Source organism: Mycoplana azooxidifex (assembly GCF_014196765.1).
GTDB lineage: Bacteria > Pseudomonadota > Alphaproteobacteria > Rhizobiales > Rhizobiaceae > Mycoplana > Mycoplana azooxidifex.
The window spans coordinates 44887-59700 of record NZ_JACIEE010000007.1 but is presented as its reverse complement, the minus strand read 5'-3'; the positions used below and the strand labels follow the sequence as shown (position 1 = coordinate 59700).

Sequence of the window (14814 nt, the reverse complement as noted above, 5' to 3'; positions counted from 1 at the left end):
TTTATTCTGGAAGCATCATGCACCTTCCCATCATGTCAAGGTCAAGGCGTTGTTTTGCCATGGCCCGCGCGGCGCGTTCCGGCCGCCGTCAGCGCAGGTTGACGACCTTTGGCCGGTCGGGGACGAGACGGCGCCTGGCCCGAACCTTGCCCGGCACGGCGAGCGGCACCACCGGCGCCGTCGTCAGCGTCGCGATGGCGGCGGTGGTCATGTCGGTGCACAGGAAGTCGGCGTTCAGTGCCGCGCCGGCTTCGACCGCGGCCTTGAGATCGGGCTCCTCTTCTTCCTCACCCGGCTTCCACAGCGCCACGCCCACCCGCAGCGCCGCGTTGATCCGCTTCAGCCGCCGGACGGCGAAGCGCGCGTGCTTGAGCGAATCCTGGTTGAGATAGCAGATGACGATCGTATCGAAGTCGCCTACCGGGATCTGGCGGATGCGGGCCGGTTCCATCAGGCGGTGGTTCTCTGCGGTCGCATGCGCGCCCTCTACGCGAAGAACCTGCGCCAGCATCGCCGCAGTCACATCGTCCAGCTCGCCGCGACCGCCGAGACAGAGGATGCGCTGGCCTTCGCCGGTCTCCGTCACGGCCTCCTTCGTCACGTCCGGCTCGACCAGCGCGTCTTCGCCGTCATCTTCCTGCGCCTCTTCGAGGGCGATGTCGTCCATGTTGGCGACCAGCGTCATGCCGCTTTCGGCCACCCTCAGCCGCTGCGTCTCACTCATCACCCCGCGGGCGCGATCGTGTTCGGCCAAGGCCAGCGCCGGGATCGCCACGGTCGCGTAGTAGTCGACCAGATAGTCCTCCTCCAGCCGCTCCTCGGCCTGGTCCGTGGCCTCGTCCGGGTCGCCGGCCAGGAGGCGCTGGTAGAGCCTGGCATGCGGCGCCAGCACGGGATCGCTGCCGAAGAGGACCTGGAGGAAGCCGAACTGCGGGACATGCTTGCCCAGCACCACCAGACACACCGTCAGCGGCGTCGACAGGACCAGCCCCACCGGCCCCCAGATCCAGGCCCAGAAGATCGCCGATACGATGATCGCAAGCGGCGACAGACCGGTCTTGGAGCCATAGAGCGTCGGTTCCACCACGTTGTTGATCACGAGCTCCATGACGATGAAGAGCGTCGCCGTCCAGATCAGCATCGTCCATCCGGGTGCGACGGCCACGGCCAGGAACAACGGCAGGATCATCGCGATGATCGGGCCGATATAGGGCACGAAGCGGAAGACGATCGCGAGCAGCCCCCACAGGATCGCGTTGGGGATCCCGATCAGCCACAACCCGGCGGCAACCGGCAGGCCGTAGAGAATGTTCACCACGAGCTGCATCAGGAGGTAGTGCCCGACGCGGGTTCCGGCGTCCTCCAGCGCCTCGGTGGTGCGATGCAGGTCGCCGTATCCGACGAGCCTGATGAAGCGGTCGCGCAGGTCCTCCCGCTCCAGCAGCATGAAGATGACGACGACGATCACGAGGCCCGCCATCGCCACCGGCGCCAGCAGCGGCACGATCAGGTTGGTCAGCACCTGGATCGGATGATCCGGCGCATAGATCTCGACCAGGACGGGCTTGGCGGGGGCGGCTTCCTCGTTCGATGTCTCGCTGATCTCCCGGCTGATGCGCTCAAACACGGAGGAGATCTGGCTGAAAATGCCGGTTCCGGAGCCGGCCTCGCGCATGGCCTCGATCTTGCTGACGACGTTTGCCTGGTAGGTCGGGATGCTGCGGGCCAGGTTTGTCACCTGCAGCGCGATGACGAGGCTGACGACGGCGATCAGGGAAAAGGCGAACAAGGCCGTCGAGATGACGGCCAGTATCCGCGAGAAGCCGACCCTGCGCAGCATGGTCACGACCGGCGCGAGCGCGAAGGTGAGGAGAAGCGCGATCGCGATCGGCAGGAAGACGTCCCGCGCCAGATAGAGCATCGCGACCGCGCCGACGAAGGTCAGCAGGGTGGGCATGTTGGGCCGGGCGCCCTGGAGCGACGGCACATCAAGGTCTTGGAACTCATCGCTTCGCTTGGCCATTATGTCCTCCCGTCCGCAAGCAGATAGTCCGCGAAGCGGGGCCGGCAAGTTGAGTACGCTGCGATTTCCGCGCATGGTGACGTTCGCGGGGGAGTTCCGGGAAAATCCGGCGGCAGGAAGCCTTGAAGGGGAGGTATCGAGTGCAGGCCATCACCCGCAAGAGGAAGCTTCGGTCCTCCGATCCGCTGTGGTCTCACACGCGCGGCATCGGGGTGGCGACGGAAGGCGCCCTGTCCGACCGGGACGTGGACGTCCTGATCGTCGGGGCCGGTATCGGCGGCGCGCTGATGGCGACCGCGCTGCTTGACCGCGGGCTGGACATCGTCCTCGTCGACCGTCGCAAGCCCGTCCATGGCAGCAGCATGGCCAGTACCGCCATGATCCAGCATGAGATCGACGTGCCCCTGCACCGTCTGGCGGCGCAGCGCGGCGTGGCCGAGGCCAGGCGCATCTGGCAACGTTCGGCGCGCGCGGTCGAGAGCCTGACGACGCTTGTCGGATCGCTCGGGATAGATTGCCAGATGCAGCGGCGGAAGACCCTCTATCTCGCCGGCGACGCCTACGGCGCGCGGGCCATCCGAAGCGAGGCGGAGGCGCGGGCCAAGGCCGGGCTGTCTGCCGATCTGAAGAGCGGCGCGGCCCTCAGGCAGGAGTTCGGCATCGACCGCACGGCGGCAATCGTATCCGATGTCTCCGCATCGGCAAACCCGGCGCAGCTGACGGCAGGACTGCTGCGCATGGCCCGCTCGAAGGGCGTCTCCATCGTCGAGGGCGTCGAGATAACCGACATCCGCTCCCTGGGCGAGGGTTGCGTCGTCGCGACCTCGCGGGGCGAACTCGTCCAGGCGCGGCACGTGGTCTTCTGCACCGGCTACGAGTTCCTCGAGGCCGTCGCCCACAAGAGCCACGCGATCGTCTCGACCTGGGCACTCGCCACCCGCCCGCATCATCCCCGGCCGGGATGGTTGAAGGATTATCTCGTCTGGGAGGGTGCGGACCCCTATCTCTATTTCCGTTCCACGCCGGACGGCCGCATCATCGTCGGCGGCGAGGACGAGGCCAGCGACACCGCGTTCCGCGACGAGGCCAAGCGTTCGGCGAAGTCCGAACGGTTGCGAAAGAAACTGAAGGCGCTGATCGGCTTCGAGATCGAGGAGCCGGACTACCTCTGGTCGGCCGCCTTCGGCGTGACGTCGGACGGACTGCCGATGATCGGCCGCGTTCCCGGGTTCCGCAACGTCCATGCGGCCATGGGCTACGGGGGCAACGGCATCACCTTCAGCCAGATCGCGGCGGAGATCCTCTCGGCCGGCATCCTCGGCCATGACGACCCCGACGCAACCCTGTTTTCGTTTCGCTAGCGGGAGGGGGCAGCCATGGAAGCCTCGATCAAAGACGGCTTCGACCACCGCCGTTTCCTCACCGGTCTGGCGCGGGGGCTCGCCGGCGCCCTGCTGTTCGCCTTGCCGATGTTCCTCACCATGGAGATGTGGGATCTGGGCTTCTACATCGACAGGTCCCGCCTCTTCCTGCTGCTTCTCGTCAATATCCCCCTGCTCGTCCTTTTGGCCCGCCGCATCGGCTTCGAGCGGACGACGACGCTGCGGGAGGCGATCCGCGATGCCAGCATCGCCTATTTCCTCGGCATGATCTCCAGCGGCCTCATCCTCTGGGCGATCGGGGTGCTGCGGTGGGACCAGTCGCCCGGCGAGATCGTCGGGACGATCGCCATACAGTCGGTCCCGGCCAGCATCGGCGCGCTGCTCGGGCGGAGCCAGCTGGGCGGGCCGGAGGTGGGCGACGAAGAGCGCGAGGACGACAGTGGCAGGGACGACGGCGGGGTCGAGACGAGCTATGCGGGCGAACTGTTCATGATGGCGGTGGGCGCGCTCTTCCTGTGCCTGAACGTGGCGCCCACGGAAGAAATGATCCTGCTCTCCTTCAAGATGACACCGTGGCACGCGATCGCCGTCATCCTCGCGTCGATCGCGCTGATGCACGGCTTCGTCTATGCGCTCTCCTTCATGGGTGGACATGACCTCGAGGCCGGTACGCCCGGTTGGCACGCGCTCGTCCGCTTCACCCTTCCCGGCTACCTCGTCGCGCTGGCCATCAGCCTCTATTGCCTCTGGACGTTTCACCGCCTGGACGATGTGGCGACGACGCAGGCGATGGTGACGGTCGTCGTCCTGAGCCTGCCCGGCGCCATCGGTGCTGCCGCGGCGCGTCTTATTCTCTAGGATTATCCTCCCGGTTTGCGAAGCAAGGAGACGTCATGACGAAGAGTTCCGTATCCGGACACACAGAGAGCCGCGATCCGCACGTGCTGGAATGGCTGACAGGAATGGTCTCCGCCGCCTGCGTCCTTGCCATGATCGGCTGGATCGGCGTCCAGGCGATCCGCCAGCGCGACGATGCGCCCGATCTCTCGGTCCGCGTTGTGCGCCAGGAGGCTCGGAGCGGGGGCTATCAGGTCGAGTTCGAAGTCAGCAACGCTGCCAGCGCGACCGCCTCCCAGGTGCTGGTGCGCGGCGAACTCCTCGACGGCGATGCCGTCGTCGAAACGGTCGAGACGACGCTGGACTACGTGCCCATGCAGTCGAAAGCGACCGGCGGCGTCATCTTCCGGCACGATCCTGCCGGTAGAACTGTTCGCATCGGCGCGGTGGGATATACAGATCCGTAAGCGATGATCGCTCCATGTCCCGTGTTGAGCGGGTGTGACCGGTCGCGAAGGGCCGACTATTTCGGCTTCTGCTCTTCGACCGAAGGGTCCGTTTGCCATTCAACGCTCAGTTCCTCGCGGAAGGCGAAGCGGACGAGGTGCCGGATGACTACGTCCTTCAGTTCGGCCATCTGTTGCGGATCGCCGGCGCCGAGCGAGATCCGCAGCGCCGTGGCATCCGCGGCGAGGCGGCATTCGCCGATCGCAAACGAGATCTGCCCCGACGTCGCGTCGAATTCGACCGGGCGCTTATGGGCAAAATGCTTGCAGAGCTGTTGCAGATACCGGCTGGCCTGTTCGGTGGGGATGGCAGTCGTGCTCGTGACCGGATGGGGGATCGACGGTGTGGTGTTCATCAGCTGCGCTCCACTGTCTGTGCGGCCTCGTCCAGCGCTGCGGCGATCGCCTGGATGGCCGCCTCGTCGAGCGGACGGCTCTTGAGCCGCAGGCGCATGGCGAGCTTGAGGTTCTCCATGGCCCGCAGCACCTGCAGCGGCAGGTCCTTCCTGCCGCCGGGCTCCATGGCGCGGCCGCGGGCAAGCAGATCGTCGAGAAGCTGGCGGTTTGCCGCCAGGAACGCCTTTCCTTCCGCGGTGATCCGGTAGCGCTTGCGCCCGCCCTCGATGGGTTCGACCAGCGCATAGCCCATGTCGTCCAGCCATGAGAGGGTCGGATAGATCACGCCCGGGCTTGGCGAGTAGGCGCCGCCGAACCGCTCCTCGATCGACTTGATCAGCTCGTAGCCGTGGCTCGGCGCCTCGGCGATCATGGCGAGCATCAAAAGGCGCAGGTCCCCGTAGTCGAAGAGCCTGCCGCGTCTGCCGCGCCCATGGTGGTCATGATGGTTGTGGTGGCCCGATCGGTCGTCGGACGGCGAAAAGGTGCGGCCGAAGCCAAAGTGTCCATGATGTCTCATGGATCCCGATATAGAACGCGATATATCGGAAATCAAGATATATCTAGAAAAAAGATATATCGGGAAATTTTGCGGCCGACTGAACCAGGGCTGGTGGTGGACGGGCGCGCCGGAGCGCGCCCGAAGCACTCAGGCAACCTTGAAGGTGATCTCGTCGACGCCTTCCACATGGGCGACCATCACGTCGCCCTTGACGATCCCGCCGACGCCGGCGGGCGTGCCCGCGAAGATCAGGTCGCCGGCCTGGAGGGTGAACAGCTTCGACAGGTAGGAAATCATCTCCGGCACTTTCCAGATCATCTGGTTGAGGTCGCCGCTCTGGCGAAGCTCGCCGTTGACCTTGCACCAGAGCGCGCCCTGGGTCGGATGGCCGATCTTTTCGACCGGGTGCAGCGGGCCGCAAGGGGCCGAGCTTTCGAAGGCCTTGCCGGTTTCCCACGGGCGGCCGAGCTTCTTGGCTTCGCCCTGCAGGTCGCGCCGGGTCATGTCGAGGCCGACGGCATAGCCGTAGACGCAGTCGAGCGCCTTATCGAGCGGGATGTTGTCGCCGCCGCTCTTCAGCGCCACGACGAGTTCGGCCTCGTGGTGGACGTCGTTGCTCTCCGACGGGTAGGGGAAGTCGTGGCCGGGCAGGACCAGGGTGTCCGGGTTCTTCTGGAAGAAGAACGGCGGCTCCTTGTTCGGGTCGTGGCCCATCTCGATGGCGTGGTCGGCGAAGTTCCGGCCGACGCAGTAGATGCGGTGCACCGGAAAGAGCGCCTGGCTGCCTGAGACCGGCAGGGTCGGAACGGGCGCCGGCTTGAAGACGTAAGCGGCGTTGATGGAAGTCATGTCGTTCATTATCGCGCTCCTGCGTAATACTCGATGCGTTTTTCGAAGTGTTCCACGACCGCGGACAGAACCATGGCTGCCGCGAAGAGGATGATTGTCAGAGCCCAGAACCGCTCCATGTCGAAGCTGCGGGAATAGAGCTCGAAGAGTTCGCCGTAGCCGATGATCGAGACGAGGATCTGGCCGATCACCACGCCCTTCACCCCGCGGATCAGCCCGATGCGGATGCCCGCAAGGATCTCGGGAAGGGCGGAGAGAAGAATGATCTTGGTGAAGATCGTGAAGCGCGAGGCGCCGTAGCAGCGCCCCATCTCGATCAGCGAGGGCGGCACCTGCATGACGCCGGCGCGGGCGTCGAGCACGATGATCCAGACGGCGAAGAGGAAGACGGTGACGAAGACCGTCGTCTCGCCGAGCCCGAACAGGATCATCAGGACCGGAACCAGGGCCGACAGCGGCGCGCTGACGAACATGTTCACCCACAGGCCGAAGATGTTGTCGACGATCTTGAACCGTCCCATGGCCACCCCGAGCGGCACGCCGACCGCAATCGCCATCGCCATGCCGAGGACGAAGGTGCGCAGCGTGATCAGCGTGGCGTTCTGCCACGACCCGGTCTGCACCAGCCCGAAGCCGGCTGCGATTATCGAGGACATGGGGGGGATCAGGAAGATGACGTCCATCCTGCCGACGATCTCCCAGACCAGCGCCCAGAAGATCAGCGAGGTCATCATCGGAATTTTAATGCCGAAGAGTTTCATGGCGCCTCACTCCGCATATTGCCTGAGCCCCTGCCAGATCTCCTCGACCACATCGAGATAGCCCTTGTCGCGCCGGATCACATCCGGTGCGGCGGAGCGGTCGATGGCGGGCTCGATGATCTGGGAGACACGGCCGGGACGCGGCGATAGGAGCACGATCCGGTCGGAGACATAGACGGCTTCCTCGATGGAATGGGTGACGAACAGGAAGGTCTTGCGCTCCTTGTCGACGAGGCGGAGCAGGTCTTCCTGGAACTTGCGCCGGTTCTGCTCGTCGACGGCGGAGAACGGCTCGTCCAGCAGCAGCACGTCGGCGTTGACCGAGAACGCGCGGGCGATGCCGACGCGCTGGCGCATGCCGCCGGACAGTTCGTGCGGATACTTCTCCTCGAAGCCGGACAGGCCGACCTCGTTGATGTAGTGCCTTGCGATCCTGTGGCGCTCGGCCTGTGGCATGCCCTTGAGCTCGAGGCCGAAGGCGACGTTGCGCAGCACGGTCGCCCAGGGCATCAGCGCGAAGTCCTGGAAGACGAAGGCGCGCTCGGGCCCTGGCCCCGTCACCTGCCTGCCGTTGACGATGACCTGGCCGGAGGTTGCGGGAACGAGACCGGCGATGATCTTGAGAAGGGTGGTCTTGCCGCAGCCCGACGGGCCGAGCAGGGTCGTCAGCTTGCCGCGCTCGAATTGGAGGTTGATGCCGCGAAGGGCCTCGACATCGCCGTAGCGCTTGCAGATGTCGCGCACTTCGACGACGGCGTCCGGCGTGGCGTTGTCGGCCGTCCGCAGGGGGATGGGGTTGGCCATGTCACTTTCTCCTCTTTTCGGGACGCAGGAAGCGCAACTCGACATACTGCAGGGCTGCGAGCGTCAGCGTCGACACGGCGATGATGGATGCCACGGCCGCATACATGTGGGCGTAATTGGCGACCGAGCGGTGATAGGTGATGAGGTCGCCGATGCCGGTGGGGGTGATCAGGAGTTCGGCGAGCATGACGCCGATGAAGCCGGCGGCGATGCCGAGCCGAAGGCCGGCGAACAGCACCGGCGTCGCATCGGGAATGACGATCTTGAAGATCTGCTGCATGCGCGTGCCCTGGAAGGAGCGGCACATGTCGACCAGCGACGGATTGACGTGGCGCACGGCCTTGTACGAATTGAGCACGATCACCGGCAGCGCCAGCATGATCACGGCAAGCGTCTTGGCGACGAGGCCGATGCCGTAGACGAAGGTGACCAGCGGCACGAGCGCGGCCATGGGGGCCGCCTGGAGCACGATGAAGACGGGCGCGAGCAGCCATTCGGCCTTGTCGGAGAGCCCCATGGCGATGCCGAGGCCGATGCCGAGGACGGCCGAGACGGCGACGCCGAGAAGGAGCGGCTGAAAGGTGATGAAGTAGGCGGGCAGCAGCGTGCCGTCGAGCGCCATCTCGATCAGGGCAGAGAGCGTTTCCAGGAATGTCGGAAAAGCGAAGCTGATCGGAACGCGGCCTGCGATCTCCCACGCTGTGAACAGGATTGCGAGCGACACGGCGACCCAGAAGGATTTCCGGCGCCGGGCGAAGTCGGCGAGCGTTTCGACGATGCTGGAGGAGCCGCTGCCGGCTCCTCCAGTCGCGCCCACCTTTTGCGGTGAAGCAGCCATGTGCATCTACTTGGTTCCGGTCTTTGCGAGCACCGCGTTCAGCGCGGTGAGGTCCCAGAAGTCCTCGACCTTCAGTTCCTCGGCCTTGCCCTCGAGCGCACCCGAGATGGTGTAGAAGTCGAAGTCGTCGCGCGCTGCGTCGGCGCCGCCGCCATTCAGCGGAAGCGTCGCGACGGCTTCCGTGAAGTAGGGCTCGATGTCGGCTATCATTTCCGGCGTGGCATCGGGCAGCAGTTTGTACTTCTCACGGAGCGCGATGGCCGCCTTGGGATCCGCCGCGACCTCGCGCCAGGTGGTGATGATGCTCTCGACGAGGATCTCGATGTCCTTCTGGTTCTTCGCCAGGTAATCGGTATTGGCAAAGAGCGCCTCGTCCGTTGCGCTGACCTCTCCCAGTGGCAGGAAGATGAACTTGCCGGGAGCTTCCTTTTCCAGGATGCGCTTGCCGGACGAGTCCACGATCGTTGCCTTGACGTTGCCCTGCAGCAGCGCCCCGGTCCGGACTTCCGCGCCCGGCACGTAGGAGATGTTAGAATAGGCGATGCCGTTCTTGTCGGCCATCAGTTTCATGATGGCTTCCGTGCCCGACCCGCGGGAGTGAACGGCGATCTCCTGGCCGTCCAGGTCCTTCCACTCCTTGTAAGCCTCGGAATTGACGACCGGGTAGAACTGCAGCTTGGAGAGCTGCATGAAGATGCGGATCGGCGCCTTGACCTTCTGCAGCAGCGCATAGGGGCCGCCGACGCCGATGTCGGCCTGGCCGCTGACCACGGCCTGGGCGGCGATGTCCTCGCTCTTCAGGAAGGTGACCTGGACGTCGACGCCCTTTTCCTTCGCCCGCTCGAGCGCGGCCAGAAGGTGCAGGGATTCGACGGTGGCGATATCGCCGAAGGCGACGCGCATGGGATCGGCGAATGCCCATCCCGGTATTGCGGTGGCAATGCAGAAGGCGGCGGCAGCCGCCGACGCCCTCATTCGTCTGGCAAACATGTTCATTTTCGTTCCTCCCAGAAATCGGGCTCCTCGACCCAATCTGGAACCAATTCTTCATTAATCTGATATTGTGTCAACGGGTAAGTGTTGTTGCATGGCAGCATCGAGGGGCGGCAGAAGCCTCTTACAGTGCATAAGTTATTGAATATAATTACGATAATAAAATTCAGATTCAAGGCTACCGATCGCGTTGACAGGGAGGAATATGTCTCATATAACCAAAACCAATTCAAAATTGGTTCTGATTGAACATGATCGAAATCACCGATGCGGCAGTTCTGACGAGGGTGCGCGATTTCCTGGCCACGGCGGCATTGCCCGACGACGGACGGCTTCCGCCCGAGCGGGAGCTGGCGCAGTCGCTCGAGGTCGGGCGGGGTGCCTTGCGAAAAGCGCTGGCGACCCTCCAGTCCGAGGGCGTCGTCTGGCGGCACGTGGGCAAGGGCACGTTCACGGGTGAGCGACCGATCGACACGGTCGCCGACATCAACGCCATGGTCCAGCGGACCAATCCGCTCGAGGTCATGAGCGCGCGCATCGCCTTCGAGCCGGAGGTGGCCCGTTGCGCCGCGCTGTATGCGACGGCGGGCCAGGTCGCGGAGATGCGAAGCTGCATGCTGAAAGCACAGCAGGCGCCGACCTGGCGGCAGTACGAGCAATGGGACAACAAGCTGCACCGGACGATCGGCGAGGCGTCGCAGAATTCGCTGCTGCTGGGCCTGCTCGATACGCTGAACGCCGTCCGCAGGGCCGTGACCTGGGGGAGGCTGCGCGACACGCCGTTGCGCCCGCCGGGCGACCACCACAGCTTCGAGGAGCACACCCGCATCGTGGCCGCGATCGCCGATCGCGACGGCGCCGGCGCCGCCGATGCCATGCGCCGGCACCTGCGCAGCGTCGAGAGCCACATGCGCGATCGTCTCTGACGGTCGATCATTCATCGCCCGGAATTCCCGAACGTAACCGGGCAGGGGTACCGGGGCGGGCGCCTTGCTGCTATGCGTCACGCATGGACATCCAGGCTCCCTCCTCCCCCGGCCGTTCCTGCGGGACGTGCACGCTCTGCTGCCGGCTGCCCGATATCGATGCGCTTTCGAAGCCTGCCAACGCGTGGTGTCAGCATTGCCGCGCGGAAGGAGGCTGCACGATCTACCAGGACCGGCCGCAGGTCTGCCGCGACTTTCTCTGTCTGTGGATGGTCGACGACGCGCTCGGGCAGGAATGGGAACCGGCACGCTCCCACATGATGATCTATCGGCAGGGGCCGCAAGTCACCGTCCTCGTCGATCCGGCCCATGCCGCAGTCTGGAGGCGGGAACCCTACTACTCCCGGCTCGAGACATGGGCGAAGGAGGCAGAGGCCGACCACGGATACGTCATCGTCTTCGCCGGGGACGACGTCTTCAAGATCTGATGCGCCGTTGCCCGTCCGCCGACAGGCCTCGGCACTGGAAGGCCATCAGACGTCTCTTGGAAATTGCGGCATTGCTCTCTAGACTTCGCCCGCGGCGGGAGGCCGCGGCGAGGGAGGGAGGAGCCCGCGTTTCGTGAAACAGCGTTTTCGTATCCTTGTCTGGCTCGTGTTCCTGCCAGCCGTCCTCTATGCGATGATCGTGCCGGGTGGGGCACTGGCGACCCGCAGCTACATGGACGAAGCGTCGTTGCAGGCGGGTTCGGCGCTTCGCCTCGCCGTCTCGGCGCTGCAGGGGCACCTCAGCCGCTACGAGCCGCTGCCGGCGCTGATTGCCGATCACGACGACATCAAGCACCTGATCAGCGACCCCGACGACCGGACGCTGCGCGAGGCGGCGAACGCCTATCTGAAAGACATCAATGGCCTGCTGGAATCCTCCGACATCTATGTGATGAAGATGGACGGCGACACGATCGCCGCCAGCAACTACGACGGGCCGACGAGCTTCGTCGGGCAGAATTTCAGCTACCGGCCCTACTTCCAGGACGCGGCCAAGGGCGGTCAATCGCGCTTCTATGCGCTCGGCACGACGTCGCTGAAGCGCGGCTACTATTTCGCCTCGCCGATCCGCGTGGACGAGGAGATCCGCGGCGTCATCGTATTCAAGGTCGATATCGATTCGATCGAGGGCTCCTGGCAGGGCGGCGAATACAAGATCTTCGTCTCCGACCCGGAAGGCATCATCTTCATGACCGGCAGCCCGGAATGGCGCTATTCGGCCATCCTGCCGCTGACACCGGAGCGGCTTGCGCGGACCCAGGCGTCGCGTCGCTACGCCGAGGCCGTGCTGAAGCCGCTGCCCTTTCACGCGGACGAGACGACGGGACACCGGCTGATCACCCTTGCCGACGGCGGCGCGACGCGCGAATACCTGACGCTTTCCCAGTACATGCCTGAGGCCGACTGGACCGTCAGCGTCCTGATGGACACGAGCTCGGTGCGCACCCAGGCACGCACGATGCTGATTGCGGTGCTGCTGTTTCTAGGCTTGGCGGGGCTGGCGATCGCGATCGTGATCCAGTGGCGGGCCCGGGCGCAGGAGCGCATGCGCATGCAGATCGAGGCGCGCAACGAGCTGGAGCACCGGGTCGAGCAGCGTACCGCCGATCTGGCGCGCGTCAATCGGCGCATCGAACTGGAGATCGCCGAGCGCCGGATGACCGAGCAGAAGCTGCGCGAGACCCAGGCAGACCTCATCCAGGCGGGCAAGCTCGCCGGGCTCGGCCAGATGTCGGCGGCGCTGTCGCACGAGCTGAACCAGCCGCTCGCCGCCGCCAAGACCTATGCCGACAGCGCGGCGATGCTGATCGACCGCGACCGTGTCGACGAAGCCCGCGACAACGTCCGGCGCATCTCCGGGCTGATCGACCGCATGGCATCGATCAGCCGGCACCTGCGGAACTTTGCCCGCAAGCCCAACGAGAAGCTCGGCCCGGTCGTCCTCTCGGCCGTCCTGACGGATACGCTGGAGATCGTCGCCGCCCGCCTGAAGTCCGCCGATGCGACGCTTCTGGTCGATCTCGGAAAGACCCCCGTGGTGGTCCATGCCGGCTCGGTGCGGCTGCAGCAGGTTCTCGTCAACATCATCACCAATGCCGCCGACGCGGTCGAGGGGCTGTCGGACCGGCGCATCCACATCGATGCCGTGCGCGACGAGGGCAGGGTGGCGATTACCATCCGCGACCATGGGCCGGGCGTGCCCGCGGCAATCGCAGAACGCATCTTCGATCCCTTCTTCAGCACGAAGGGCGTCGGCCGCGGCCTCGGGCTCGGCCTTTCGATCTCCTACAATATCGTCAAGGATTTCGGCGGCAGCCTCTCGGTTTCCAATCCGCCCGACGGGGGCGCCGAATTCCGCATCGCGCTTGACGCCGCACCGGCCATCAGCGAGGCCGCCGAATGAGCTCGAGCCGCATTCTCCTCATCGATGACGAAGAGGAAATGCGCCGTTCGTCGGCGCAGGCGCTGGGCCTGTACGGGCTGGACGTCGTCACCTTCGCCAATGCGGAACCGGTGCTGGAGCGCGTAGGCTACGGATTCGACGGCGTGGTGGTCAGCGATATCCGCATGCCGGGAATGGACGGCATGACGCTGCTGCAGCGTATCCGCGAGATGGATGCCGAACTCCCCGTGATCCTCGTCAGCGGGCATGCGGACGTGCAACTCGCGGTCACCGCCATGCGCGCCGGCGTCTACGATTTCGTCGAAAAGCCGTTTACCGCCCAGCAACTCGCAGCCATCATCCGGCGCGCGCTGGACAGGCGCAGCCTCGTCCTGGAAAACCGCCGCCTGCGCGCGGTCGCCGGCAAGCGCGATGACGTCGAGGCGCGCCTGCCGGGGCGCACCCAGGTGATGGTGGACCTACGCTACCGTCTCCGCGCGATCGGTGCGACCGATGCGGACACGCTGATCATCGGCGATACCGGCGTCGGCAAGGAGGTCGTGGCGCGTGCGCTGCACGACATCAGTGCCCGCGCCGACAGGCCGCTGATCGCCATCAACTGCGCGGCATTGCCGGAAAACCTGATCGAGAGCGAGCTGTTCGGCCATGAGGCCGGCGCCTTCCCGGGTGCGCTCCGTCCGCGATACGGCAAGTTCGAGCACGGGCGCGGCGGGACCATCCTGCTCGACGAAATCGGCTCGATGCCGATCGAGCTGCAGGCCAAGTTCCTGCGGGTGCTGCAGGAGCGCGTGATCACGCGACTCGGCTCGAACGATCCGGTGCCGCTCGACGTGCGCTTCATCGCGACGAGCAAGGTGAACCTCGAAGGCGAGGTAGCGGCGGCCCGCTTCCGCGCCGATCTCCTCTACCGGCTCAACGTCGCGACCCTGCACGTTCCCTCACTCGCCCAGCGCCGGGCGGACGTCCCGCTTCTCTTCCTCCAGCTCGTCCGCGAGGCGGCGGCCCGCTACGGCCGCAGCGACATGGAGGTGCCGCCGGAAACGGTGACGGAGATCGCCGGACGCAGTTGGCCCGGCAACGTGCGCGAACTGCGCAACGCCGCCGACCGGCTGGTGCTCGGCCTCGAACCGCAGCCGGAGGACGGGCCGGAGCAGAGCCAGCGGCTATCGGACAAGGTCGCCGCCTACGAACGGAGCCTCATCGCCAGCGCGCTTTCGGCCCATGGCGGCAGCCTGCGCCCGGTCTATGAGATGCTGGGGATCTCGCGCAAGACCCTTTATGAGAAGATGCAGAAGTACGGCCTCGACAAGAAGATCCGCGCCAATGGCGATGACTATGCGTGAGGGTGACCATGGACTGAGAGATGGGTGGAAATCCACCCATCGCAAGTTCTGTTTGTCCCCAATTTCACACATGCTGCGGCGCACGCGGCCAAATATTCGCATGAAAGACTTGGCTGGTTGGTTGTTCCAAGCGGCAGCTGTCCCACAGTTGCCCATCCATGATCGGGGCGGAGGGAGCCGCGCCGGCAGGTTACACTGGGGAG

The 14814-nt window shown here is 65.2% G+C and carries 15 protein-coding genes; 7 read left to right on the top strand and 8 right to left on the bottom strand.

The features are described 5' to 3' along the window. Window positions 1–88 precede the first annotated feature (88 nt). Window positions 89–2023 (bottom strand): AI-2E family transporter, encoded by a 1935-nt coding sequence (locus GGQ64_RS17005; RefSeq protein ID WP_183806510.1) that lies wholly within the window; start codon window positions 2021–2023, stop codon window positions 89–91. A 140-nt stretch (window positions 2024–2163) separates the two neighbouring features. Between GGQ64_RS17005 and GGQ64_RS17000 the strand changes: the two genes are divergently transcribed. The 3 genes from GGQ64_RS17000 to GGQ64_RS16990 are packed head-to-tail and all read left to right on the top strand — an operon-like array spanning window position 2164 to window position 4709. Beyond that, window positions 2164–3384 (top strand): FAD-dependent oxidoreductase, encoded by a 1221-nt coding sequence (locus GGQ64_RS17000; RefSeq protein ID WP_183806509.1) that lies wholly within the window; start codon window positions 2164–2166, stop codon window positions 3382–3384. A gap of 15 nt (window positions 3385–3399) precedes the next feature. Beyond that, window positions 3400–4263 carry a TIGR02587 family membrane protein gene (locus GGQ64_RS16995; protein WP_183806508.1) on the top strand — a complete coding sequence of 288 codons (864 nt, stop codon included), beginning with the start codon at window positions 3400–3402 and terminating at the stop codon, window positions 4261–4263. Window positions 4264–4298: 35 nt separating this feature from the next. After that, window positions 4299–4709 (top strand): TIGR02588 family protein, encoded by a 411-nt coding sequence (locus tag GGQ64_RS16990; protein WP_183806507.1) that lies wholly within the window; start codon window positions 4299–4301, stop codon window positions 4707–4709. Window positions 4710–4765: 56 nt separating this feature from the next. Here the strand turns inward: GGQ64_RS16990 and GGQ64_RS16985 are convergent, their stop codons facing one another. The 7 genes from GGQ64_RS16985 to GGQ64_RS16955 form a co-directional block, all read right to left on the bottom strand. After that, window positions 4766–5104: a DUF2218 domain-containing protein gene (locus GGQ64_RS16985; RefSeq protein WP_183806506.1), complete on the bottom strand. Its 339-nt coding sequence runs from the start codon at window positions 5102–5104 to the stop codon at window positions 4766–4768. Then, entirely contained in the window at window positions 5104–5664 is a 561-nt protein-coding gene (locus GGQ64_RS16980; RefSeq protein ID WP_183806505.1) for a PadR family transcriptional regulator, read from the bottom strand. The genes GGQ64_RS16985 and GGQ64_RS16980 overlap by 1 nt, the downstream gene beginning before the upstream one ends. A gap of 129 nt (window positions 5665–5793) precedes the next feature. After that, window positions 5794–6504, bottom strand: a complete 711-nt coding sequence (locus GGQ64_RS16975) for a fumarylacetoacetate hydrolase family protein (protein ID WP_183806504.1) — start codon at window positions 6502–6504, stop codon at window positions 5794–5796. Beyond that, complete coding sequence (locus tag GGQ64_RS16970; protein WP_183806503.1) at window positions 6504–7256, bottom strand: ABC transporter permease; 753 nt, start codon at window positions 7254–7256, stop codon at window positions 6504–6506. Before GGQ64_RS16970 ends, GGQ64_RS16975 begins: the two co-directional genes overlap by 1 nt. 6 nt (window positions 7257–7262) lie before the next feature. Next, window positions 7263–8060 (bottom strand): ABC transporter ATP-binding protein, encoded by a 798-nt coding sequence (locus tag GGQ64_RS16965; RefSeq protein WP_183806502.1) that lies wholly within the window; start codon window positions 8058–8060, stop codon window positions 7263–7265. A gap of 1 nt (window position 8061) precedes the next feature. Beyond that, entirely contained in the window at window positions 8062–8904 is an 843-nt protein-coding gene (locus GGQ64_RS16960) for an ABC transporter permease (protein WP_183806501.1), read from the bottom strand. Then, window positions 8905–9894 carry an ABC transporter substrate-binding protein gene (locus tag GGQ64_RS16955; protein WP_246422737.1) on the bottom strand — a complete coding sequence of 330 codons (990 nt, stop codon included), beginning with the start codon at window positions 9892–9894 and terminating at the stop codon, window positions 8905–8907. Window positions 9895–10142: 248 nt separating this feature from the next. On the opposite strand from GGQ64_RS16955, the gene GGQ64_RS16950 reads away from it, so the two are divergent. From GGQ64_RS16950 to GGQ64_RS16935, 4 genes are all read left to right on the top strand, one after another. Then, window positions 10143–10817 carry a FadR/GntR family transcriptional regulator gene (locus GGQ64_RS16950; RefSeq protein WP_183806500.1) on the top strand — a complete coding sequence of 225 codons (675 nt, stop codon included), beginning with the start codon at window positions 10143–10145 and terminating at the stop codon, window positions 10815–10817. An 83-nt stretch (window positions 10818–10900) separates the two neighbouring features. Further along, window positions 10901–11305, top strand: coding sequence for a YkgJ family cysteine cluster protein (locus GGQ64_RS16945; protein WP_183806499.1), 405 nt, complete (start codon window positions 10901–10903; stop codon window positions 11303–11305). Window positions 11306–11498: 193 nt separating this feature from the next. Beyond that, window positions 11499–13268 (top strand): sensor histidine kinase, encoded by a 1770-nt coding sequence (locus GGQ64_RS16940; protein ID WP_183806838.1) that lies wholly within the window; start codon window positions 11499–11501, stop codon window positions 13266–13268. Further along, window positions 13265–14611: a sigma-54-dependent transcriptional regulator gene (locus GGQ64_RS16935; RefSeq protein WP_183806498.1), complete on the top strand. Its 1347-nt coding sequence runs from the start codon at window positions 13265–13267 to the stop codon at window positions 14609–14611. Before GGQ64_RS16940 ends, GGQ64_RS16935 begins: the two co-directional genes overlap by 4 nt. Window positions 14612–14814: the final 203 nt, after the last annotated feature.